This is a genomic window from Microbacterium sp. Leaf179, from assembly GCF_001423785.1.
Taxonomy (GTDB): domain Bacteria; phylum Actinomycetota; class Actinomycetes; order Actinomycetales; family Microbacteriaceae; genus Microbacterium.
Map to the genome: position 1 here is coordinate 107,581 of NZ_LMPH01000001.1, position 22,819 is coordinate 130,399.

General features: G+C 71.7%; 21 protein-coding genes. 10 read left to right on the forward strand and 11 right to left on the reverse strand.

What is annotated here, in order from left to right; translation table 11 throughout:
• Window positions 1-180: 180 nt before the first annotated feature.
• Complete coding sequence (locus ASF96_RS00555) at window positions 181-1,584, forward strand: MFS transporter (RefSeq protein ID WP_055935010.1); 1,404 nt, start codon at window positions 181-183, stop codon at window positions 1,582-1,584.
• Window positions 1,585-1,610: 26 nt separating this feature from the next.
• Here the strand turns inward: ASF96_RS00555 and ASF96_RS00560 are convergent, their stop codons facing one another.
• From ASF96_RS00560 to ASF96_RS00575, 4 genes are all read right to left on the reverse strand, one after another.
• Window positions 1,611-2,924: a dihydrolipoamide acetyltransferase family protein gene (locus ASF96_RS00560; protein ID WP_055935014.1), complete on the reverse strand. Its 1,314-nt coding sequence runs from the start codon at window positions 2,922-2,924 to the stop codon at window positions 1,611-1,613.
• Window positions 2,925-3,003: 79 nt separating this feature from the next.
• Window positions 3,004-3,981: an alpha-ketoacid dehydrogenase subunit beta gene (locus ASF96_RS00565; RefSeq protein WP_055935016.1), complete on the reverse strand. Its 978-nt coding sequence runs from the start codon at window positions 3,979-3,981 to the stop codon at window positions 3,004-3,006.
• Window positions 3,978-5,108, reverse strand: coding sequence for a thiamine pyrophosphate-dependent enzyme (locus ASF96_RS00570; protein ID WP_055832470.1), 1,131 nt, complete (start codon window positions 5,106-5,108; stop codon window positions 3,978-3,980). The genes ASF96_RS00565 and ASF96_RS00570 overlap by 4 nt, the downstream gene beginning before the upstream one ends.
• 96 nt (window positions 5,109-5,204) lie before the next feature.
• The gene (locus ASF96_RS00575; protein ID WP_055832469.1) at window positions 5,205-6,281 is read right to left on the reverse strand and encodes a histidinol-phosphate transaminase; all 1,077 of its coding nucleotides are present in this window, start codon (window positions 6,279-6,281) and stop codon (window positions 5,205-5,207) included.
• A gap of 120 nt (window positions 6,282-6,401) precedes the next feature.
• Between ASF96_RS00575 and ASF96_RS00580 the strand changes: the two genes are divergently transcribed.
• The 4 genes from ASF96_RS00580 to ASF96_RS00595 all read left to right on the forward strand — a co-directional run bounded on the left by ASF96_RS00580 (window position 6,402) and on the right by ASF96_RS00595 (window position 10,072).
• On the forward strand, window positions 6,402-6,806 hold the full coding sequence (locus ASF96_RS00580; protein ID WP_055935019.1) for a phage holin family protein: 405 nt from the start codon (window positions 6,402-6,404) through the stop codon (window positions 6,804-6,806).
• A 34-nt stretch (window positions 6,807-6,840) separates the two neighbouring features.
• Window positions 6,841-7,347, forward strand: coding sequence for a low molecular weight protein-tyrosine-phosphatase (locus ASF96_RS00585; RefSeq protein ID WP_055935022.1), 507 nt, complete (start codon window positions 6,841-6,843; stop codon window positions 7,345-7,347).
• A gap of 27 nt (window positions 7,348-7,374) precedes the next feature.
• Window positions 7,375-8,754 carry an adenylosuccinate lyase gene (gene purB / locus ASF96_RS00590; RefSeq protein ID WP_055935025.1) on the forward strand — a complete coding sequence of 460 codons (1,380 nt, stop codon included), beginning with the start codon at window positions 7,375-7,377 and terminating at the stop codon, window positions 8,752-8,754.
• Window positions 8,755-9,031: 277 nt separating this feature from the next.
• Window positions 9,032-10,072 carry a zinc-dependent alcohol dehydrogenase family protein gene (locus tag ASF96_RS00595; RefSeq protein ID WP_055833171.1) on the forward strand — a complete coding sequence of 347 codons (1,041 nt, stop codon included), beginning with the start codon at window positions 9,032-9,034 and terminating at the stop codon, window positions 10,070-10,072.
• Window positions 10,073-10,215: 143 nt separating this feature from the next.
• Here the strand turns inward: ASF96_RS00595 and ASF96_RS00600 are convergent, their stop codons facing one another.
• Together ASF96_RS00600 and ASF96_RS00605 are read right to left on the reverse strand one after the other, a co-directional pair.
• Window positions 10,216-10,635 (reverse strand): amino acid transporter, encoded by a 420-nt coding sequence (locus ASF96_RS00600; protein ID WP_235560491.1) that lies wholly within the window; start codon window positions 10,633-10,635, stop codon window positions 10,216-10,218.
• Entirely contained in the window at window positions 10,632-11,264 is a 633-nt protein-coding gene (locus tag ASF96_RS00605) for a hypothetical protein (RefSeq protein WP_055832461.1), read from the reverse strand. Before ASF96_RS00605 ends, ASF96_RS00600 begins: the two co-directional genes overlap by 4 nt.
• A 251-nt stretch (window positions 11,265-11,515) precedes the next feature.
• On the opposite strand from ASF96_RS00605, the gene ASF96_RS00610 reads away from it, so the two are divergent.
• From ASF96_RS00610 to ASF96_RS00620, 3 genes are all read left to right on the forward strand, one after another.
• Window positions 11,516-12,289, forward strand: coding sequence for an ABC transporter ATP-binding protein (locus ASF96_RS00610; protein ID WP_055935027.1), 774 nt, complete (start codon window positions 11,516-11,518; stop codon window positions 12,287-12,289).
• Entirely contained in the window at window positions 12,286-13,614 is a 1,329-nt protein-coding gene (locus ASF96_RS00615; RefSeq protein WP_055935029.1) for an FtsX-like permease family protein, read from the forward strand. The genes ASF96_RS00610 and ASF96_RS00615 overlap by 4 nt, the downstream gene beginning before the upstream one ends.
• 169 nt (window positions 13,615-13,783) lie before the next feature.
• Window positions 13,784-14,191: an NUDIX hydrolase gene (locus ASF96_RS00620; RefSeq protein ID WP_055935032.1), complete on the forward strand. Its 408-nt coding sequence runs from the start codon at window positions 13,784-13,786 to the stop codon at window positions 14,189-14,191.
• Window positions 14,192-14,692: 501 nt separating this feature from the next.
• Here ASF96_RS00620 and ASF96_RS00625 read toward each other — a convergent pair.
• The 3 genes from ASF96_RS00625 to ASF96_RS00630 all read right to left on the reverse strand — a co-directional run bounded on the left by ASF96_RS00625 (window position 14,693) and on the right by ASF96_RS00630 (window position 17,681).
• Window positions 14,693-16,228, reverse strand: coding sequence for an SDR family NAD(P)-dependent oxidoreductase (locus ASF96_RS00625; protein WP_442922456.1), 1,536 nt, complete (start codon window positions 16,226-16,228; stop codon window positions 14,693-14,695).
• Between the two features lie 100 nt (window positions 16,229-16,328).
• Window positions 16,329-16,487 carry a hypothetical protein gene (locus ASF96_RS16640; RefSeq protein ID WP_156458665.1) on the reverse strand — a complete coding sequence of 53 codons (159 nt, stop codon included), beginning with the start codon at window positions 16,485-16,487 and terminating at the stop codon, window positions 16,329-16,331.
• Between the two features lie 9 nt (window positions 16,488-16,496).
• On the reverse strand, window positions 16,497-17,681 hold the full coding sequence (locus ASF96_RS00630) for an acyltransferase family protein (protein ID WP_055935035.1): 1,185 nt from the start codon (window positions 17,679-17,681) through the stop codon (window positions 16,497-16,499).
• A gap of 260 nt (window positions 17,682-17,941) precedes the next feature.
• Between ASF96_RS00630 and ASF96_RS00635 the strand changes: the two genes are divergently transcribed.
• A complete protein-coding gene (locus ASF96_RS00635; RefSeq protein ID WP_055935038.1) occupies window positions 17,942-19,783 on the forward strand; it encodes an AMP-dependent synthetase/ligase in 1,842 nt (613 codons plus the stop codon).
• On the forward strand, window positions 19,780-20,718 hold the full coding sequence (locus ASF96_RS00640; RefSeq protein ID WP_055935041.1) for a DUF1295 domain-containing protein: 939 nt from the start codon (window positions 19,780-19,782) through the stop codon (window positions 20,716-20,718). Before ASF96_RS00635 ends, ASF96_RS00640 begins: the two co-directional genes overlap by 4 nt.
• 44 nt (window positions 20,719-20,762) lie before the next feature.
• On the opposite strand, the gene ASF96_RS00645 is transcribed toward ASF96_RS00640, so the two are convergent.
• Window positions 20,763-21,422, reverse strand: coding sequence for a HEAT repeat domain-containing protein (locus tag ASF96_RS00645; protein ID WP_055935044.1), 660 nt, complete (start codon window positions 21,420-21,422; stop codon window positions 20,763-20,765).
• Window positions 21,423-21,610: 188 nt separating this feature from the next.
• Window positions 21,611-22,768 (reverse strand): GTPase family protein, encoded by a 1,158-nt coding sequence (locus tag ASF96_RS00650; protein WP_055935047.1) that lies wholly within the window; start codon window positions 22,766-22,768, stop codon window positions 21,611-21,613.
• Between the last annotated feature and the right edge of the window lie 51 nt (window positions 22,769-22,819).

A 22,819-nucleotide genomic window follows, 5' to 3' on the forward strand; every position in this document is an offset into this window, starting at 1 on the left:
ACGCGCGCCGGGGATGCCGAAGTCGAGGCGTTACGCGTGGTCACGGGGTGTCATGCGGGGTAACGGATTGGGCGGATGCCGAGTGCTCGGCGATGATCGCGCGGCCCGGGGTGCCACGACCGACGGATAGCCTCGAGAGTGATGTCACGGGATGAGAACGCGCGAAGAAATCTGTCCCGGATGCCACGACAGGGCGTCGTCGTGGCCGTCCTCGCCCTCGCGGGCCTGTGCTCGTCGTTCATGTTCACCCTGGTGGTGCCGATCCAGTCGCAGCTGCCCCAGCTGCTGGATGCGTCGCGCGACGACACCGCCTGGGTCGTGACCTCGACGCTGCTCGCCGCGGCCGTCACCACCCCGATCGCCGGCCGCCTCGGCGACATGTACGGCAAGCGGCGCATCGTGCTCGTGCTGCTGGCGGTGATGATGCTGGGCTCGGTGATCGCCGCCCTGTCGACCGGCATCATCGGCATGATCATCGGGCGCGCCCTGCAGGGGGCCGTCGTGGGCGTGGTGCCGCTGGGCATCTCGATCCTGCGTGACGTGCTGCACGAGAACCGCGTCGACAGCGCGATCGCGCTCATGAGCGCCACGCTCGGCGTGGGTGGCGCTCTGGGACTGCCGATCAGCGCACTGGTGGCCGAGAACACCGACTGGCACTGGTTGTTCTGGATCGCCGGCGGCCTCGGTGCCGTCGTCTTCGTGCTGACGCTCTGGATCGTGCCGGTGAGCGTGCTCCGCACCGCCGGGCGCTTCGACTACCTGGGCGCCGCGGGTCTCGCGGTCGGCCTGATCGGTGTGCTCCTCGCCGTGTCGCGGGGGAACGCGTGGGGCTGGACCTCACCCGTCACCCTCGCCCTCGCGATCGGCGGTGTCGCGGTGCTGCTGCTGTGGGGCTGGTACGAGCTGCGCATCGACTCCCCGCTGCTCGATCTGCGCGTCGCCGCCCGCCGCCCGGTGCTGCTCACGAACCTCGCCTCGGTCGCGATGGGCTTCGCCCTGTTCACCTCGAACGTCGCCTACCCGCAGATGCTCGAGCTGCCGATCGCGACCGGCGTGGGTCTCGGCCTGTCGCTTCTCGCGGCGAGCCTGGTCGTCATGCCCTCGGGGCTCGTGATGATGGTGCTCTCGCCGATCTCCGGCGCCCTCGCGCGCACGATCGGCCCGCGCGTGCTGCTGGTCGCCGGAGCGATCTCGCTCATCGTGGCCTACGGCTTCAGCCTCGCGTTCTCGAGCGAGGTCTGGCACTTCGTCGTCGCGAACATCCTCATCGGCTTCGGGATCGGCTTCGGCTACGCCGCGATGCCGATGCTCATCATGCGCGCGGTCCCGCCGAGCGAGACGGGCGCCTCGAACGGCCTCAACGCCCTGGCCCGTTCCCTCGGCACGAGCACCTCCGCCGCGATCGTCGGCGTGGTGCTCGCGACGCTGTCGACCGGTGAGGGAGACACCCGCGTGCCGACGGCCGACGCCTTCCAAGTGTCGTTCCTGCTCGGCATCGGCGCGGCCGTCATCGCACTGGTCCTGGCCCTGCTGATACCGAAGCGGAGCGCACCCGCACCCGAGCGGGCGTCACTCCCGGAATGACCCCGTCGACCTGAACCGCTCCCCGCTCAATCCAGCAGCAGCGCCGGCTCCTCGAGCACGGATGCCACGTCGGCGATGAACCGCGAGATCCCGTCGCCGTCGACCACGCGGTGATCGAACGACCCCGACACGGTGGTCACCCAGCGCGGGCGCACCTCGCCGTCGACGACCCACGGCTTCTGGCGGATCGCGCCCAGGGCGATGATGCCGGCCTCACCCGGGTTGATGATCGGGGTACCGGCATCCACCCCGAAGACGCCGATGTTCGTGATCGTGAACGTTCCGCCGGTCTGGTCGGCCGGGCTCGTCTTGCCCTCGCGCGCGGTGAGGGTGAGGTTCTCGAGCGCCTTGGCCAGCTCGCGCGTGTTCATCGCCTGCGCGTCCTTGATGTTCGGCACGAGCAGGCCGCGCGGGGTGGCGGCGGCGATGCCGAGGTTGACGTAGTGACGCACGCTGATCTGCGCGCCGTCCTCGGTGTCGACCCAGGCGGCGTTGATCATCGGGGTGCGGCGCAGGGCCCAGATCACGGCGCGCGCCATGATCAGCAGCGGCGAGATCTTCACGTCGGCGAAGTCGGCCGAGGCCTTGAGCCGCTTGACGAACTCCATGGTGCGCGACGCGTCGACGTCGACCCACACCGAGACGTGCGGGGCCGAGTACGCGCTCGAGGTCATGGCGTTGGCCGTGGCCTTGCGCACTCCGCGCACCGGGATCGACTCCTCGCGGGCATCGGCCACCGGCGCCGGGGCGGCGGGGGCGGCCACGGGGATCGTCTCTTCGCGCACGGCGCCCCACGCCGGCGTCTCGATGTTGCGGAAGACGCTGGCCTGGTCGGCGTGCTTCACCACGTCGTCGCGGGTCACTTCGCCCGCGGGGCCGCTGGGTGTGACGGCCGACAGGTCGACCCCGAGGTCGCGCGCGAGCTTGCGGATCGGGGGCTTGGCGACCACACCGACCGATGCCTTGACCGGACGCTCCGCGGGCGCGCGACGCCGCGACGACACCGCTCCGCCCGTGCCGTAACCGACCAATACGGCACCGCCGGCGTCGTCGGGCTCGGGCACCGTGGTGGGGGCCGCGGGGGCCGGGGGCGCGGCATCCACGGAGCCGATGGTGATGATCGGAACGCCCACCTCGACGGTGGCGCCCTCAACGGCGAGAAGTTCTCCGACCGTGCCCGAGAAGGGCGAGGGCAGCTCGACGAGCGACTTGGCGGTCTCGATCTCGACGATCACGTCGTTGACCTCGACGGTGTCGCCCGGGGCGACGCGCCACTGCACGATCTCGGCCTCGGTGAGGCCTTCTCCGACGTCGGGGAGAACGAAGGTCTGCTCGGTCACGGTGTGTCCTTTGCTCGGGAGCCAGCTTGTCACCGGCGACGCCGCAACGGAATGCTCCGGCGGGCGGGAGGGCAGCGGGTCAGTAGGCGAGAGACCGGTCGACGGCCTCGAGGATGCGGTCGGCGTCGGGCAGGTACGTGCCCTCGAGCTTCGCGGGAGGGAACGGCACGTCGAAGCCCGACACCCGCAGCACGGGGGCCTCGAGGGCGAAGAACGCCCGCTCCATGACGGTGGCCGCGATCTCGGAACCGAGCGAGGTGAAGCCCGGTGCCTCCTGCGCGTAGACCATGCGTCCGGTGCGGCGCACCGAGTCGAGCAGCGGGCCGTAGTCGACCGGCGAGAGCGACCGCAGGTCGATGACCTCGCAGCTCGTGCCCTCGCTCTCGGCGAGCGCGGCCGCCTGCAGCAGGGTGGTGACCATGGCGCCGTGACCGACGAGGGTGACATCGGTCCCGCGGCGCACGATGCGGCTGGCGTGCAGCGGCAGCGCGGGGGCCTCGGTGTCGACCTGGCCCTTCTGCCAGTACTTCGCCTTGGGCTCGAGGAAGATGACGGGGTCGGGCGAGGCGATGGACTGCTGCATCATCCAGTACGCGTCGTTGGCGTTCGAGGGGCTGACGACCCGCAGGCCCGGGGTGTGCGTGAAGTACGCCTCGGGGCTCTCCTGGTGGTGCTCGACCGCGCCGATGTGTCCGCCGTAGGGAATGCGGATGACGACGGGCATGCGCACGCCGCCCTCGTGGCGGTTCGTGATCTTCGCCAACTGCGAGGTGATCTGGTCGAACGCGGGGAAGACGAAGCCGTCGAACTGGATCTCGAGAACGGGCTTGAACCCGCCCATCGCGAGGCCGATCGCGGTGCCGACGATGCCCGACTCGGCCAGGGGCGAGTCGATGACGCGGCGCGGGCCGAAGTCCTTCTGCAGCCCCTCGGTGACGCGGAAGACGCCGCCGAGCGGCCCGATGTCCTCGCCCATGAGCAGCACGCGGTCGTCGGTCTCGAGCGCGCGGCGCAGGCCCGCGTTCAGGGCCCGGCTGATCGGCAGGTTCTCGGTCACTTCGCGCCCCCGTCCATCGAAGTCTCGTAGTCGTCGAGCCAGCGCTGCTCCGACTCGATGAGCGCGTGCGCCTCGGAGTAGACGCTCTCGAACATGTGCACCCGGGGCAGGCCGCCGAGCTCGTTCGTGCGGGTGCGCACGTCGTCGGCGAGCGCCCGGCCCTCGGCATCCGCGTCGTCGAAGAACTGCTGCGAGGCGCCGCGGCCCTCGAGGAACGCGCGCATGCGGACGATCGGGTCGCGCCGGCCCCACGACTGCTCCTCGTCGGAGGTGCGGTACTTGGTGGGGTCGTCGCTCGTGGTGTGCGCGCCCATGCGGTAGGTCATCGCCTCGATCGCGCGGGGTCCGCCACCGGCACGGGCCTCGTCGAGGGCGAGCTTCGACACGGCGTAGCTGGCGAGCACGTCGTTGCCGTCGACCTGCAGGCTCGGGATGCCGTACCCCTCGCCGCGCTTGTACAGCGGCGAGCGCGACTGGGTGGCGACGGGCACCGAGATGGCCCACTGGTTGTTCTGCAGGAAGAAGACCTCGGGGGTCTGGAAGCTCGCGGCGAAGACCATCGCCTCATGCACGTCGCCCTGGCTGGAGGCACCGTCGCCGTAGTAGACGATGACGGCCTCGTCGCGCTCGGGGTCGCCGGTGCCGCTCTTGCCGTCGAAGACCAGGCCCATCGCCAGGCCCGTGGCGTGCAGCGTCTGCGCGCCGAGCACGAGCGTGTAGATGTGCGTGTTGCCGTTCTTCGGGTCGGTCGGGTCCCACCCGCCGTGGGTGAGTCCGCGCATGAGGCGGATGATGTCGAGCGGGTCGACGCCGCGGATGCGGGTGACCACGTGCTCGCGGTACGAGGGGAACAGGTGGTCCTGGGCGCGCGCGGCTCGAGCGGAGCCGACCTGCGCGGCCTCTTGACCGAACGACGGGGGCCACAGGGCGAGCTGCCCTTGACGCTGCAGGTTGGTCGCCTGCACGTCGAAGGCGCGGATCGAGACCATGTCGCGGTAGAACGTCTCGAGTTCGGCGTCGGTCAGCGCGTCGATGAGCGGCAGATAGCGCTCGGCCGCGGGCGTGGGGGCCAGCGAACCGTCGGCGGCGAGAACGCGCACGAGAGCGGGGTCATCGAGCGGGGTCATGCTCCCACGCTAATGCTCGCCTTATGCCGAGGACCGCATGAGGTGCACAACGGATGCCGCGATTCGGGGTTCGATACCGACAAACGCCGCACCCGGTCAGCGCGGAGCGACCGAGGCCGCGGCCTCGACGATGCGGTCGAGGGACTCCTCTTCACCGATCGAGATGCGCACGCCGTCGCCCGCGAAGGGACGCACGACCAAGCCCGCCTCTTCGAACGCCGCGGCGACCTCGACCGCCCGCTCCCCCGCGGGGAGCCAGACGAAATTGCCCTGGGCGTCGGGCACCGGCCAGCCCGCCTCGCGCAGACGCGCGACGAGACCGTCGCGGCGCTGGGCGATGACGGTGACGCGCTCGAGCAGTTCCGACTCGGCGCGCAGGCTCGCGAGCGCGGCCTCTTCGGCGGCGGCCGTCACCGACAGGGGAATGGCCGTGCTGCGCGCGGCGTCGAGCACGCGCGTGTGGCCGATGGCGTATCCGACGCGCAGGCCCGCCAGACCGTAGGCCTTGCTGAAGGTGCGCAGCACCACGATGTTGGGGCGGGCGATGATCGCGCGCACGCGGTCGCCCTCGACCGACGCGGGGTCGGTGACGAACTCGGCGTAGGCCTCGTCGAGCACGATGAGCACGTCGGCCGGCACGGAGTCGACGAAGACGGCGAACTCGTCGTGGGTGACGGTGGGGCCCGTCGGGTTGTTCGGGCTGCACACGATGATCAGGCGCGTGCGATCGGTGACCGCGGCGGCCATCGCGGGCAGGTCGTGACGGAAGTCCGCGGTGAGCGGCACCGGCACGCTCGTCGCCCCGGCGACGGCGACCAGAGACGGGTAGGCCTCGAACGAGCGCCACGCGTACACGACCTCGTCGCCGGGACCCGAGGTCGCCAGCAGCAGCTGCGCGAGCAGCGACACGCTGCCGGCGCCGACGTGCACGTCGTCGGGCGAGACGCCGTGGCGTGCGGCGAGACGTTCGCGCAGGCGGGCGGCCGTGGCATCCGGATACCGGTTGATGCCCGTCGCCCCCTGGATCGCCTCGAGCACCCCGGGGAGCGGGTCGAACGGGTTCTCGTTGCTCGACAGCTTGAACGCGTCGGGGCTGGCCTGACGCCCCTGGCGGTACGCCGGCAGCGCGGCGATCTCGGGGCGGATACGGGGCAGAACCGGCTCGTCACTCACCCCGCGAGCCTAACCGCGAGGCCCCCGCGCGCGTCAGTCCCCTCTTTCGACGGCTTCTCCACAGCCCGCGGAACGGGATCGGTCCCGGGCGCAGCGCCCCGTCCGTGCCAAGGTGGAGGCATGCGCTTCGTCGTTCGCGTGGCCGTCAACGCCTTCGCCATCTGGATCGTCACCCTGCTGCCCGCCCTACAGGTGCGGCTCATTCCGTTCGCCCCGGGCGAGGCCCTGCAGGTCGCCCTCACCGTGCTGGTGGTCGGGCTCATCTTCGCGCTCGTGAACACCCTCATCGGCACGGTGGTGAAGTTCGTCGCGATCCCGCTCTACATCCTCACGCTCGGACTCATCTCGCTCGTCATCAACGGATTCCTGCTGTGGCTGACGGCCGTCATCACCGAGAACTGGGACTGGGGCCTGCGCACCGGCGAGTTCTGGCTCACCGCCGTCGCGGCCCTGCTCATCGGCATCATCAACGCCGTCCTCGGCGGGCTGCTGCGCCCGCGCAAAGAAGAGCGCTCACGCCGCTGATGCGCGAAAAGCGCTTCCCCGCCATGATGGGGGGATGACCGCGAGTGCCGACGCGCCCTTCCGCGTCGTGTTCGTGTGCAGCGGCAACATCTGCCGCTCCCCCATGGCCGACGTGGTGTTCCGCCGTCTCGCGGAGATCTCGGGGCTCTCGTCACGCGTGGCCTCCAGCTCGGCCGGTACCGGCGACTGGCACGTGGGCGAGCGCGCCGACCACCGCACCCTCGCGGTCCTCGACCGCCACGGCTACGACGGCTCCTCGCACCGCGCGCGGCAGTTCCAGTACGCCGACTTCGAGCACAACGACCTGGTCGTGGCGCTCGACCGCAGCCACGAGCGCGTGCTGCGCGGCTGGGCGCACGACGACGACGCGGCCGACAAGATCGCTCTGCTGCAGTCGTTCCTCCCCGATGCCGACACCCTCGACGTGCCCGACCCGTACTACGCCGGGGCCCCGATGTTCGACGAGGTGCTCGGTATGATCGAACGCGCAAGCCGAGCCCTGTTCCGACAGCTCGAGCCCGCCATCCGTACCGCGGGCTGACCCGTTCGCGCGATCCCCGGGAGACCCGTGTCCTCTCTGCCTCCGCAGCCCCTCAGCCCCCTCGACGGCCGCTACTTCGCCACCGTCGCAGAACTCGGCGACTACCTGTCGGAGGCGGGCCTGAACCGCGCCCGCGTCGAGGTCGAGGTCGAGTGGCTGCTCGCCCTGACCGACCGTTCGCTGTTCGGCACCTCGCCCATGTCCGACGCCGACCGCACGCGTCTGCGGGCCCTGTACGAGGAGTTCGGCGCCGACGAGATCGCCTGGCTCAAAGAGAAAGAAGCCGTCACCCGCCACGACGTGAAGGCCGTCGAGTACCTCGTGCGCGACCGGCTCGACACCCTCGGGCTGACGGCGCTCGCCGAGCTGACGCACTTCGCGTGCACCAGCGAAGACATCAACTCCACCGCCTACGCCCTCACCGTGCAGCGCGCGGTCGAGCGCGTGTGGCTGCCGAAGCTCCGCTCGGTCACCGCCGCCCTCACCGAGCTCGCCGTCGAGCACCGCGACGCGGCCATGCTCTCGCGCACCCACGGCCAGCCCGCCACGCCCACCACCATGGGCAAAGAGATCGGCGTCTTCGCGTGGCGCCTCGAGCGTGTCATCCGCCAGCTCGACGCCGGGGAGTACCTCGCCAAGTTCTCGGGCGCCACCGGCACCTGGTCGGCGCACGTCGCCGCCGAACCCGACGTCGACTGGCCGGAGCTCACGCGCACGTTCATCGAGTCGCTCGGCCTGGGCTTCAACCCGGTCACGACGCAGATCGAATCGCACGACTGGCAGGTCGAGCTGTACGACCGCGCGCGGCACGCGGGCGGCATCCTGCACAACCTCGCCACCGACATCTGGACCTACATCTCGCTCGGCTACTTCACGCAGATCCCGGTCGCCGGCGCCACGGGGTCGTCGACCATGCCGCACAAGATCAACCCGATCCGGTTCGAGAACGCCGAGGCGAACCTCGAGATCGCCGGCGGACTGTTCGGCACCCTGGCATCCACCCTCGTCACCAGCCGCCTGCAGCGCGACCTCACCGACTCGACCACCCAACGCAACATCGGCGTCGCCTTCGGCCACTCGCTGCTCGCGCTCGACAACCTGCAGCGCGGGCTCACCGAGATCTCGCTCGCCGAGAAGGTGCTGCTGGCCGACCTCGACGTGAACTGGGAGGTGCTCGCCGAGGCCATTCAGACCGTGGTGCGCGCCGAGATCGCCGCGGGTCGCTCGCGCATCACCGACCCCTACGCCCTGCTCAAAGACCTCACGCGCGGTCGCCGCGTGGGCGGCGCCGAGCTGGCCGAGTTCGTGCGCGGCCTCGACATCGGCGACGCCGCGAAAGAGCGCCTGCTCGCGCTCACGCCCGCCGCGTACGCGGGGCTGGCGTCGAAGGTGGTCGACGCGCTCTAAGGCGTCACGCGGCGCGTGCGATTGGTCGGCGCGTCTCGCCGTCGAGCGGCGTGATCGCTCCGTCGCGCTTCGCGCTGCGCGGGCACGATCGAACGGTGCATGCGCTTCGCGGGCGCGTCTCGCGATCGAGCGGCGCGAGTGCTCCGTCGCGCTTCGCGCTGCGCGGGCACGTCCCGCGCTGAGCGTCTATGACACCCGGACGGTGTCGAGCGGCATCCGGCCACTCCCCACCCCGCGGCACCGGTCGCGCCCCGCGCGCCCTGGAACAATGGATGCCATGCGCGCGATGATCATGGATGCCCTGGCCGAGCCGCTCGAGGTGCGCGAGGTCGAGGCCCCGACCGCCCCGGCGGGCGGCGTCGTGGTCGAGGTGCACGCGACCGGCCTGTGCAAGAGCGACTGGCACGCCTGGGTCGGCCACGACGACGTGTCGCTGCCGCACGTTCCCGGTCATGAGCTGGCCGGTCTGATCGTCGAGGTGGGCGATGGCGTCCAGCGCTGGAGCGTCGGCGACCGCGTGACCGTGCCGTTCGTGATGGGCTGCGGCGCGTGCGAGTGGTGCCTCGGCGGCAACGCGCAGGTGTGCCCCGACCAGCAGCAGCCCGGCTTCACGCAGTGGGGATCGTTCGCGGAGCGGGTGGTGCTGCGCGCGGCCGACACCAACGTCGTGCGCATCCCCGACGGCGTCTCCTTCGAGGCGGCCGCGGCCCTCGGCTGCCGCTTCGCCACGGCATACCGCGCCCTCACCGGCCGCGCGCGCGTGACGGCCGGGGAGTGGATCACCGTGGTCGGCGCGGGCGGGGTGGGACTCAGCGCGGTGATGATCGGCGTCGCCCTCGGCGCGCGCGTGATCGCCGTCGACCGCACTCCCGCCGCCCTCGACGCGGCGCGGCGCCTCGGCGCGGAGCACGCCCTCGTCGCCGACGGCTCCGACATCGCCGCGGCGGTGCACGAGCTCACCGGCGGAGGAAGCCACGTCTCGGTCGACGCGGTCGGCAGCGCGCAGACGGCCCGTGACGCGGTGCTGAGCCTGCGGCGCCGCGGACGCCACGTGCAGATCGGCCTGCTGCCCACGGCCGACGGCATGACGTCGATGCCGATGGCCCGCGTGATCGCGTGGGAACTCGACCTGCTCGGCAGCCACGGCATGGCCGCGGTCGACTACCCTGAGATGCTCTCGCTCATCGAGAGCGGCGCCCTGCGCCCGCACGACCTCATCGAGCGCGTCATCGGCCTCGGCGAAGCCGCGACGCTGCTGCCGGGCATGGACTCCGCGTCACCGGCGGGCATGACGATGATCGACCCGCGTCGGGCCTGAGCGCGGAGGCCGGGGGCCGAAAATCGGCCGTGGACGGTGCTCGGCGGAGGAGATGTGGCCGAGAAAGTACCGAATTCGGCGCTGAGTCCTCCGCTCGTCCCAGACCCTCCGCTCGTCACCGCGCGGGCGCGATGCGGTCGGCGTCAGGCCTTCGGGGCGGCGGTGTCGCCGTCGGGCCCGTCTGCGGCGCTCCGGGTCGGTCGCTTCGCGTCCGTCGGGTCGGTGGCCGCCGGCTCGCTGCCCGCATTGGTCGTCGCCGCGCCGGTGGGAGCGGCATCCTGATCATCCGTCGGCAGAAGCAGCGGACGGTCGATGGTCGCGGTGACCTTCGAGGGGTCGACCATGAGCAGCAGCAGCGCCACGCTCACGAGCGTGACGATGAACGTCGCTCCCGCGGCCACCGCCGCCACCACGAGGGCGCGCTGGATCTCTTCGGCGGGCCGGGTCTGGAAGAACCCCATCGACATGAGCGTGACGAAGCCGGCGAACAGAGCGGCGACGAAGGCGAGGCCCAGAAGCTGAACGGGCTTCATCAGGTCGCGGCGGGTGGGCTTGTCGGTCATGACGCGGCCTCTTCCGAAGGTAGGGCCGGAGCGGCCTCGGGGCGGCGGGGTGAGAAGCCCGCGATGGCCAGGAACACGGCGACGACCGCCGCGTATCCGCCGAAGAGTCCCACGGCGATGGTGATTCCGGTGAGGGTGAACGAGCCCGCCCCGGCGATGCTGTAGTCGAGCGTGTACTGCTGGAACGGCAGCAGCAGTGCGGCGCCGAGAACCAGGCTCAGGATGCCGATGAGCACCCCGTCGCGCACACCGTCGGTGCGGCCGGCGCGGCGATCGCGCCGTGCCCCCAGCAGTTCGATGAGCCCGGTGAGCAGAGCCCACGCGATGACGACGCCGAAGAAGAAGCCCGTGGTGCGCCACGCGGGAACGCTGCTCGCCAGGCCCGCGAGGATCGAGACGACCGCGAGCAGCACGGGAGTCGCGCGCTCGGCGCGGGGGAAGACGAGCCAGGCCGACAGGGCGAAGACGAGGCCCGTGGCGAGCGCGAACCCGCTGAACACGCCGAGCCCGAGGGGCGCCGAGTGATCCGGGGAGAACGTCACCATGACGGCGGCGAGCGCCGCGAAAAGGGCGCGCGCGAGCTGCACGTGGCGCAGGTCGAACGAGCGCACAGAGGAAGGAGTGGTCACGGAGAGTCCCGGAGAGGCGGAGTCGATGGCATCCAGTCTATTCCTCGGCACCTGTGCGGACCTCGGGGCCGCTCGACGTCGAGACGCCCGGGCCCCACGGGTCCCTGCCACGGTCGACGCCGACGGGAGCCTCGTCTCGGCGCGGTCTTCGAGCGCCACGAGGCGACCGGGCCCGCGAATCGTCCTCGCGACCGACCCGGATACCTCCCCCGACGGACGACCCACCCGCCCCCTCTCGCTGGAATGGAGGCATGACTTCCTCCCCCGTCCTCACCGCCACCGGCCTCGTCAAGCGCTACGGAGAGCTGCGCGCCCTCGACGACGTGTCGCTGACCATCCGCGGCGGCGAGTCCGTCGCCGTCATGGGCGCTTCGGGCTCGGGCAAGACGACGCTGTTGCACTGCCTCGCGGCAGTGATCGCCCCCGACTCCGGCTCCGCCGTACTCAGCGCCCCCGGCGTCGAAGCCCGCGAACTCGTCGGACTCGGCGAGGGCGAGCGCGCCCGCGTGCGCCGCGAGTCGCTGGGCTTCGTCTTCCAGGAGCACCTGCTGCTGCCCGAGCTCACCGCCGTCGAGAACGCCGCCCTGCCGCTGCTGTTGAAGGGCGTGCGCCGACCGGATGCCGAACGCCACGCCGCCGGCTGGCTCGCCGCCCTGGGACTCGCCGGAATGGAAGACCGCCGCATCGGCCAGCTCTCGGGCGGCCAAGCGCAGCGCGTGGCGATCGCCCGCGCGCAGGTCACGGGTGCCCCGGTGGTCTTCGCCGACGAGCCCACCGGCGCCCTCGACTCGACGACCTCGGCCGAGGTGCTGACCGCGCTGCTGCACGCGACGACCGGGCAGGGGCGCACGCTCGTGATGGTCACGCACGACGCCGACGTGGCCCGCCGCTGCTCGCGGATCGTGCAGGTGCGCGACGGGCGCATCGTCGCGGATTCGGCGGCGGATGCCACGGCGTCGGGCGCCGGTTCCGCCACCGGGACGCTTGCGGGTGCCGCATCGCTCTCGACGGGTCTCGACCGATGAGCGCCGTCGTCCCCCTCACCCGCCTGCTGTCGCGTCCCGCCCGGCAGGGTCACGCGGCGATCGCCCTGCCCGTCGTGGCGTTCGCCGTCACCACCGCGTTGCTGCTGGTGGTCGCCGGGGGCGCGCGTATGTTCCTCGTCGACCCGCGCACGGCGGACGAGGGCGGGTTCTACGGCATCCTGGCCGTGCTCGCCCTGGTGCTGCTGGCCGTCCCCCTCGTCACGCTGGGAGCCGCGGCCGCGCGCCTGACCAGCCGCCGCCGCAACGACCGCCTCGCGACCCTGCGACTGCTCGGCGCGAGCGGACGCGAGCTGTGGTCGCTGACCGTGCTCGAGGCGACGGTCATCGCCGCGGCCGGCGCCGTCGCCGGTGTCGTCCTCTATGGTGCGCTGCTGCCGCTGGTGGGTCTGCTGCCGTTCTTCGGCGGGCCCGTGGGCATCGCCGCCGTCGCCGTCGACCCGCTGCTCGGCGCCGCCGTGCTCGCCGCGGTCGTGCTGATCGGCGCGGTGAGCGCGGCGGCGAGCCTGCGCCGCGTGACCGTGACCCCGTTGGGGGTGCGCACCCGCAGCGAGGCTCCGCCGAAGAAGACCGCGGCGTTCGTGACCGGCGGCATCCTGATCGTGGGCGTCGTGGCGCTGGTGTCGAACTTCAGCGTCGTGGGCGAGCTGGTCGGTCCCGCCGTGAGCGTCGCCGTGCTGCTGGCCCTGTTCGCGGGAGCGCTGGGTCTGCTCAACCTCATCGGCGCCCCGATCATCGCCGCCCGCGGGCGCGCGATGGCCCGCCGCGCCCGCACCGCCGCCCAGCTCGTCGCGGGCCGCGAGCTCGCTGCGCACGCCGGCCCCGCGTGGCGCCGGGTGTCGGGCATGGCCCTCGTGTCGTTCATCGCCGTCGTCGCGGGCTCGGGTCTGGCGATCGCCGACGTCGCGTCCGAGGCCGGGCAGATCATGGCCGACATCCGCACCGGGGTGCTCGTCACCCTCGGCATCGCCTTCGTGCTGCTCGCCTGCGCGGTCGGCGTCACCCAGGCGGCGTCGGTGCTCGAGGAGCGCGAGCTGATCGTGGGGCTCGACCGCCTCGGCATCCCCGATGCCGAACTGCGTCGCGCCCGCCGCCTGACGGTGATGGTGCCGCTGCGCTGGGCCGCCGTCGGAGGCGCGGCCCTCGGCCTGATGCTGGCCGCGCCCATCGTCGGGATCAGCCTGCTCGTCGCCCCGCTCGCGGTGCTGACGATCGTGCTCACCTTCGCCGCCGGGTTCGCCCTGGTCGCCGCCGCCCTGGCGTCGACGCGGCCGATCGTGAACGGGATCCGCCGCAGCGCGGCGTGACGGGGGCTGGGCGGGTGGGGCTGCGGGGGCGCGGCGGCGTGAGCGCCCCCTCGGGCCTCGCCCACACCCTGTCGAGTGTCCAAGACACTCCGCACCCACCCGCGCGCAGCGGCATGTCCTGGACACTCGACGATCCTTCCCGCGCCCGGGTGAGTGCTACCGTGCCGGAGTGATCCCGGATGCCACTCCCGCGCGCCGTATCCACGTCTCGGCCGCGGTCATCACCGACGCCGAAGGCCGCTTGCTGGTCGTGCGCAAGGCCGGCACGACCGCGTTCATGCAGCCCGGCGGCAAGCCCGACCCCGGTGAGACGCCAGCCGAGACGCTCGCCCGCGAGCTGGCTGAAGAGATCGGCGTGCGCGTCTCGCCCGACACGCTCGAGCCGCTCGGATCCTTCACCGCGAGCGCCGCGAACGAGCCGGGCTTCGAGGTCGTGGCCGAGGTGTTCCGCGTCGACATCGGCGACCAGCAGCCGGTCCCGGATGCCGAGATCGCCGAACTCCGCTGGGTCACCGCCGCAACGGCATCCGGGCTCGAGATCGCCCCGCTGGCCCGGGACTACTTCCTCCCCGCCTAAGCGCCCGCGGGCGGTCCGACCGCCGTTGAGTGTCCAAGACACGCCGCAAAGCCCGCCACCCGCACGGCGTGTTCCGGACACTCAACACCGGGCGCGGCGCGGCAGCGGCCGTGCGACGCCCAGCGCGGCGCCGCGGCGAACCGCACCGACGCGACGGCTCACCAACGCACCGCCGCCGACCGCCACACCCCGCGCGCGGTCCGACCGCCGTTGAGTGTCCAAGACACGCCGCAAAGCACCCCGCTCGCACGGCGTGTTCCAGACACTCAACACCGGGGCACGGTGCGACAGCGCAGCGCGGCGCACCAACACCGCGCGCGACGCGACAGCGCAGCACCCCCGCGCGCGCACCAACCACCGTTCAGTGTCCAAGACACGCCGCAAAGCCCCCCGGCCGCACGGCGTGTTCCGGACACTCAACACCGGGGCACGCGGCGCGCGACCCGCCAGCACGGCGTGTCCTGCACACTCACGCGCGCGGAACGCGACCCGCGGCCAACCTCACCACGAGCTCTTGCGGTAATCCTTCAAGAAGATGCCGAACAGGTCTTCGCCGGCCTCGCCGCGCACGATCGGGTCGTACACGCGGGCGGCGCCGTCGACGAGGTCGAGCGGGGCGTGGAAACCCTCCTCGGCGAGGCGCACCTTGGTGAAGTGCGGGCGCTCGTCGGTGATCCACCCGGTGTCGACGGCGGTCATGAGGATGCGGTCGCTCTCGAACATCTCGCGCGCGCTCGTGCGGGTGAGCATGTTCAGCGCGGCCTTGGCCATGTTGGTGTGCGGGTGGCCGGGGCCCTTGTATCCGCGGCCGAACACGCCCTCCATCGCCGAGACGTTGACGATGTACTTGCGCTCCGCGGTCGAGGCGGCCATGGCCGGGCGCAGGCGGCTGACGAGCAGGAACGGCGCGGTCATGTTGGCCAGCTGCACCTCGAGCATCTCGAGCGGCTCGACCTGGTCGACGTGCTGCGTCCAACTGTTGATGCGGTCCTCGTCGGGCACGAGGCCGCCGGCGTCGATCGCGGTGCCCGCGGCCAGACGGTCGAGCGACGAGGAGCCCGCGGCCATCGCCTCGGCGGTGAGCTCGTCGGCGGTGCGGGCGGCGGCCGCGAGGATCGGATGCGACGACACCGACTGCGCGAGCGCGAGTGGGTGGGCGTCGTTGGTGTGGCCGAAGGTGAGCAGCTCGGGCAGGGGGCCGTCGGGAAGCGGTGCCAGTTCGGCATCCACCAGGGGTTTGTATGCCCCCGGCGAGCGCCGCACGGTTTGCGCGGCGTTGTTGATGAGGATGTCGAGCGGACCCGCGGATGCCACGGACTCGGCGAGTCCGATCACCTGGGCGGGGTCGCGCAGGTCGATGCCGACGACCTTCAGCCGGTGGATCCAGTCGGCGCTGTCGGGCAGCGACGAGAAGCGCCGCACCGCATCGCGCGGGAAGCGCGTGGTGATGGTGGTGTGCGCGCCGTCGCGCAGCAGGCGCAGCGCGATGTACATGCCGATCTTCGCGCGACCGCCGGTGAGCAGCGCGCGCTTGCCGGTGAGGTCGGTGCGGGCGTCGCGCTTGGCGTGGCTCATGGCCGCGCAGTCGGGGCAGAGCTGGTGGTAGAACGCGTCGACGAGCGTGTAGTCCTGCTTGCAGATATAGCAGGCGCGCGCCTTGATCAGCTCGCCCGCGAACGGTGTGGTCGCGCGGGTCGACAGCGGAATGCCGCGCGTCTCGTCGTCGATGCGGTCGGCGGCCCCCGTCGCGGTGGCGGCCACGACCGCGCGGTCGGCGTCGGCGATGCGCTGGCGCTTGTCACGCCGCGACTGGCGCTTGACGTCTTTGTAGAGCTTGCCGGTCTGGCGGCGCAGGGCGATGTACGCGGGGTCTTCCTGGTCGAGCGAGGACGCCGCGTCGATGACGCGCAGGGCGATCTCGAGCTCGCGCGGATCGATGGATGCCGCGGCCCCGGCGTCGAGGGCCGAGTCGGTCGCCACGTCGCGCGGCACGTCGTGAGGGGCGTCGAGATCGGGGTTCGGGGGCGTTTCGGGCACAGGGAAGTGTACCGAGGCGTTGCTGAACGGCGAATGGGCCGGACGCGGCGGCGGCTCGGACCGGCCTGTTCCGGACGCCGCGCCCGTTCCGGTGACGCGGCTAGGGCTTCCCGCCGTCGATCCACCGCGTGTGCGCCTTCAGCGCGGCGAGCACGGCGAGGCGCACCACCACGTACAGCGCTGCGCCGACCACCACGAGACCGAGGCCCCAGGTGAGCAACAGGATGAGCAGGTGGGCACCGCCGACGGCCGAGAACATCCGGCGATGCTACCGGCGGGCGTCGGTCGTCGCCAGGGTCGCGGTCGAGCGAGCCGTCGCGCGTGCCCGATCGCGGCGCAGCAGCCACCGCTGCGCGGGGACCTCGACCGCTTTGTGCAGCACCCACGCGATCGCCAGGGCGATGCCGAACGCGGCGAGCGCGAGCAGCACGGCGCGCCGCCACGGCAGCTGCGGATGCCCGTCGGGCCACGCCGACGACACCGACGCGATCACGAGCAGGTGCACGAGGTAGAACGCGAACGAGATGCGACCGAGTTCCTGCCAGAGCGGCCGGGCCAGGAACGTCGAGTTCGACCGGGCGTCAGCGTCGGCGAGCGAGGCGACGAGCAGGGCGAAGAAGCCGACGGTGGCGGCGAGGCCGGGGTGCACGTCGGTGCCGGGAAGGGTCGGGGCCTCGGATAGGGCGTATCCGGCGAGGGCGAGCGGCACCGCGAGCGCGAGGCGCACGGGACGCCAGTCGCTGTTCTTCATCAGCAGCGCCAGACTCACGCCGATGACGAACTCGGGCATGCGCAGCAGCGGTGTCGATGCGGCCGACAGGGGCACGGGCGACATCGCGGCGATCTGGGGCATGAGGGCCACGAGGACCAGGGATGCCACGACCACCACCACGAGCGTGCGGTTCGACGCGCGCACGAGGGGGCGGATCAGGAACGGGAAGCTCAGGTAGAAGAACGCCTCGCACACCAGCGACCAGCTCGCGGGGTTGCCCGCCTGCCACCAGTCGGGCACCCAGCCGTTGACGAGGAGGACGTTGGCGACGACGGGCGCCGCGCCGTCGGCGCGGATCTCGGGCACCAGTGTCGCCGCGGCGACCAGCGCGAGCCCGACGCCGACGAGGTGCAGGGGGTAGACGCGGGCGAAGCGGTGCCACCAGAACGACCGCGCAGACTGCTGCGGCTTGTAGCCCCACGCCAGCACGAAGCCCGAGAGGATGAAGAACAGCGTCACCCCGGTCTTGCCGGCCTCGAACAGCACGCCCCACACGACTCCGGCGTTCCCGCCGAAGTACTCGACCGCCATGATGTGGTGGCCGAAGATCAGCATCGCGGTCGCCCAGCGCAGCCCCGTGAGCGACGGCAGGTTGCGCACGTGCGAGAGGGGGCCGGGGGCGGCCTCGGCCGCGGCGCGCTGCACGGTCGGCGCGGAGGCGGTCATCGTGCTGATGGTCATCGCCTCCGTCTCGTGTTCGGGCGCGACCTCGTGCTCGTTGACGACGCCAGAGGAGTCGACCTGAGCACGTGCAGTCGCGCAGACCGGATGAGACGGTACTCCCCCGCGTTGAGGAGATGCCTGAAAAGGTCGGGGCTTGACGGGGGGACCCTCCCTTCCTCCCCTCCCTCGCACGCAGTACCCATCCGATTCGCGCACTCCTCCGAACACTGATCGGCGGCCTGTCGCTCCTATGGCCGCGCACTCGCACCGGAGGACACATGCTCGAGACGACCACGCCTGCGCTGGCGAGCCTGGACGCGTTCGCCAACGTGACCGACCTGCTCGCGCGTCGAGCGGCCGAAGCCCCGGAGCACGTCGCGTTCGAGGTTCCCACCGACGACGCCTCGTCGTGGCGCCCGGTGACGACCGCCGCGTTCCTCGACGACGTGCGCACTCTCGCCAAGGGAATGATGGGTGCCGGGCTCGCCGCGGGCGACACGGTCGCCATCATGGCTCCGACACGCTACGAGTGGGCCGTCGCCGATCTCGCGACCTGGTTCGCCGGCGGCGTCGTCGTTCCGGTCTACGACTCCTCGTCGGCTTCGCAGGTCGATGCGATCGTGCGCGATGCCGGCGTGCGCCTGGCCGTCGCCGGGTCGCGCGCGCACGCCGACCTGCTGGACGCGGCGCTCGCGCAGGCGGAGACCGACGCGCTCGGCACCTGGGCGATGCGGGGAGTCGACGGCATCCCCTCGCTCGACGACCTCGTAGTGCTCGGCGCGCACGTCTCCGACGCCGAGCTCGAGAGCCGGCGCACGCTCGCGGGGCACGACGACCCCGCGACGATCGTCTACACCTCGGGTACGACGGGCGAGCCGAAGGGCGCCGTGCTCACGCACGCGAACTTCCTCGGCCAGGTGCTCAACATCGCCGCGGCCTACCGCGAGGTGGTCACCCCGACGGGCAACACGATCATCTTCCTTCCGCTCGCGCACGTGCTCGCCCGCGGGCTGCAGCTGATCTGCATCGCCAGCGGCATGCGCATCGCGCACCTCTCCGACCCGGCGAAGGTCGTGCCCGCCCTGGCGGTGCTGCGCCCGACGTTCCTCGTGGTCGTGCCGCGCGTGCTGCAGAAGATCCAGGCGGCCGCCGCCGACAAGGCCGCCGCGAAGGGTCTGGGCCGGGTCTGGACACGCGCCGTGTCGACCGCCGTCGCCCGCGGACGCTTCGCCGAGAAGCAGGATGCCGGCCATCGCCGCCGCGTTCCCCTCGGCCTCCGCGTGCGTGCCGCCGTCTTCGACGCCCTCTTCTACTCACGGCTGCGCGCGGTGATGGGCGGACGTGTCGGCTACATCCTGTCGGGCGGGGCGACCCTCGACGGCATCCTGTCGCTGTTCTTCCGCGGGATCGGGGTTCCGGTCATCGAGGGCTACGGGCTCACCGAGACCACCGCGCCGCTGACGGGCAACCTGCCCGGACGCATCGTCTCGGGCACGGTCGGGCTCCCGCTGCCCGGCTCGACGGTGCGCATCAGTGCCGAGGGCGAGGTGCTGGCTCGCGGGGTGGGCGTGTTCGCCGGGTATCGCGACCCCCGCCACGATGCCGAGGCCTTCGTCGACGGCTTCTTCCGCACGGGAGACCTGGGCCGCATCGACGACGGAGGGCGCCTGATCCTCGAAGGCCGCCTGAAAGACGTCATCGTCACCTCGAACGGCAAGACCGTGGTGCCCGCCCGCTGGGAGGGCGCCGTCGAGGCGAGTCCGCTCGTGCAGCACGCCGTGATGGTCGGCGAGGGCAAGCCCTACCTCTCGGCCCTGCTGATCCTCGACCCCGAGCAGTCCGCCGCCTGGGCAGCCGCGAACGGCGCGGTGCTCGAGCCCGGCTCACCGGGAGAGCTGCGCGCGATCGACGAGCCGCTCCTGTGCGCGCACCTGCAGTCCACCGTCGACGCCGCCAACGCCCTCGTCGCGCGCAGCGAGCAGGTGCGCCGGTTCACCCTCGTGCTCGCCGACCTCGACGACCGCGAGCTCGTCACCCCCACGCTCAAGATCAAGCGCCGCGAGGTGCTGCATCGCGCCGCCGACACGATCGACACCCTGTACCGAGGAGCCGCATCATGACCGCACCCGTTCCCCCCACCACCAGCGGGTCCGCGGACACGCAGAACCGCACGGCCATCGTCGCCGTCGTCGTGGCCCTCGCCATCGGCGCCGGGGTCGCCGTGGCCGGCAGCCATCGCGGCGCGCAGGTCGGTGGCATCCCGGTGTTCGCCCTCGCGGTGGCCGCGGCCTTCGTCATCCAGTTCCTCGTCTTCGTGCCCTCGGCGCTGCGCCGCACCGAGCGGTTCTTCGACCTCACCGGCAGCCTGACGTTCATCTCGGTGTCGGTCGCGCTGGCGTTCCTCGCGCCCGCGCAGGATGCCCGCGGGTGGATCCTCGCCGCCATGGTGGTGCTGTGGGCCGCACGCCTGGGGTCGTTCCTGTTCGCGCGCGTGCACCGCTCGGGCTCCGACGGACGGTTCGACGAGATCAAGACGAAGCCGCTGCGTTTCTTCCAGGTGTGGTGCATCCAGGGCCTGTGGGTCGCTCTCACCGCCTCGGCCGCGTGGATCGCGATGAGCGCGGATGCCACCGACCGGGCGCCCCTCGACGGTTTCGCCGTGGCGGGCATCGTGGTCTGGCTGCTCGGAATGGTGCTCGAGGTCGTCGCCGATCTGCAGAAGCAGGCATTCCGCGCCGACCCGGCGAACAAGGGCGAGTTCATCCGCACGGGTCTGTGGTCGCGTTCGCGCCACCCCAACTACTTCGGCGAGATCCTCGTGTGGGTCGGCGTCTTCCTCGTCGCGGTGCCGGTGCTGCAGGGGTGGCAGTGGATCGCGGTCCTCTCGCCGCTCTTCGTCATCCTTCTGCTCACCCGGGTCAGCGGCATCCCGCTGCTCGAGAAGCGCGCCGACGAGCGCTGGGGCGACCGCGCCGACTACGTCGCGTACCGCGACAGCACGCCCGTGCTGATTCCTTCGCTCACCGCGCCGTCGGCGAAGGCGGCGCGGCGGTAGGTGACCGCGGGATCGACCCGCGGCCGGGCTCAACGCCCCGGGCGTCACTCCTCCGCGGGCAGCGCCCGCTGCGCGACCACCCGCCGCGCTTCGACGACGGCCTCGGCGAACTCGGTGTCGGGGTCGTCCATGACGATCGCCGTGGCCCGCGCGTGGGCGCTCACGACGTCGTAGGGCGACGCGGCCGCGCGCGCGACGGCCGCCTCGGCCCGGAATCCGATGGCGGCGAACGCGCGGCTGAGGCTGCGCTGCGTGTCGTGGTCGCCGCGGCCGAACTGGGTCGACAGTTCGTCGGCGAGGCTCTCGTGCTCGCCGTCGGGAACGAGCCCGGATGCCGTTCGCCACGCCGCCCGCGCCACCTCGGGGTGCCGATCGCGCAGCGCCGCCGGGGTGATCGCCGTGAACGCCGCCGGGTCGCCGATCTTCGACAGGGTGTGCAGCGCCTGGCTGCGCGCCTGGGGGATCTCGGATGCCACTTCGGGAAGCAGCGCCGGCACGGTGCGGGCCGGGTCGTGCCGCGTGAGCGCCCAGGTAAGCATGTCGCGCACGAAGAAGTCGGGCTCGACCGCGCACCGCGCCACGAGCTCGGCGACGTAACGGTCGTCGGGTCGCGTTCCCGCGGCGAGCGCGGACTGCAGGCGCACGGACGCATCGGGGTGCTCGAGCGCGGCGCGGAGGCGGTCGGCGGGGGTTTCGTCGGTCATGGTGCCTCCCAGCGTTTCACGCGGCGGGGCCGTAGGGGTCGTGGGGCTTGGTGGGTTGCGGTGCGGAGAGCCGTGACCAGCGGAGGGGATGGGGCCACGGGAGGACGCCTGAGCGGCATCCGCCCTCCGCTCATCCCTCGCCCTCCGCCCTTCCCGGGCTCGATCATGCGACCCCGGCGCCGGATGCGCTATTTCTTCAGCACCCGCCGCTCGATCAGCTTCCGAGCGACGTCCATGAAGTTCGGCGCGTACTTGGCCCACTCCTGGTCGAGCTTTCGGACGTCGATCTTGCCCGTGTGCAGCAGTTCGCAGATCCTCAGCCAGCTCTCTCCGGTCGCCGCCGTGAGGGCGCCCGCCACCGCCGCATTCACCACGACGCCGGCGCCGGGGATCAGCTTCAAGAAGCTCGTCGCCAGAGCCCGACCCGCCACCTGCACGCCGAACTGGGCGAGGGCTCCGGCCGAGAGCATCGTCTTGACCTCGAGGTCGTAGACCGCGGCGATCCGCCCCATCATCGTGAGCTGGATCGGCGCAAGAGTGAAAGCATCCGAGACAGGAAGCGGAACGGTCGCCGCTCCCGCGGCTGCCGCGGCCGCTGCCGCGATGATCGGGCGAGCCATCTCGCGCTTCCACGGGAGATTGAGGCGCTGTGCGATGCGAAAGGCGTCCTTGTCACGCTCGGGAGCGAGGGCGAGCGTCTCGGTGACAAGGTCACCGAGACCGTGCCCCTTCCCCTTCCCGTGCCGGTCGCGCGTAGAGGTGAGGATGACGCGCCGATACGGCACACGTAGGCGCTCGCCGGTCGCGGCATCGGTCGGGTCGTTCAGCCAGTCGACGAAGGCCTCCACGTCTTTGGCCACGCTCTGATGCCCCGTGATCGAGTTCTTGATCCAATCGACCTTGGTGAGCACCAGGATGACGGGAAGTCCACGGGCGTCGAGTTCACGGATCATGGCGATGTCGGCGGGCGTGAGGCGATCGTCGTTCGCTTTCACGCAGTACCAGACGACCGAGATCTGGTGGTCGCCGGAGTGCGCCGCGATCGCGTCGAGGTGATTTCGGAGTTGCTGATCGGGCGGAATGGGCGATCCGATCTCGAAGCCCTCGACGTCCCAGATGCCGAGGGAGTCGTCGCTGTAGAACTGCACCCCGCGCGTGACCGGGAGCCCTCGTCCGACCTTCGCCCAATCGCGCCCGAACACGGCGTTGACGAGCGATGACTTGCCCACTCCGGAGGTCCCGACGATCGCGAGATTGAACCGGCCGTAGCGCGACCGCGCCTCCGACGACGCGTCGACGAACGCCTTCTCGTCGATCGCGGGCTTCTTCGCGTCTTTCTTCGCCATTGCGCCCCCTCGCTCGTGCATGTCTCGTCAGTGTCGCACTCGATGCGCCCC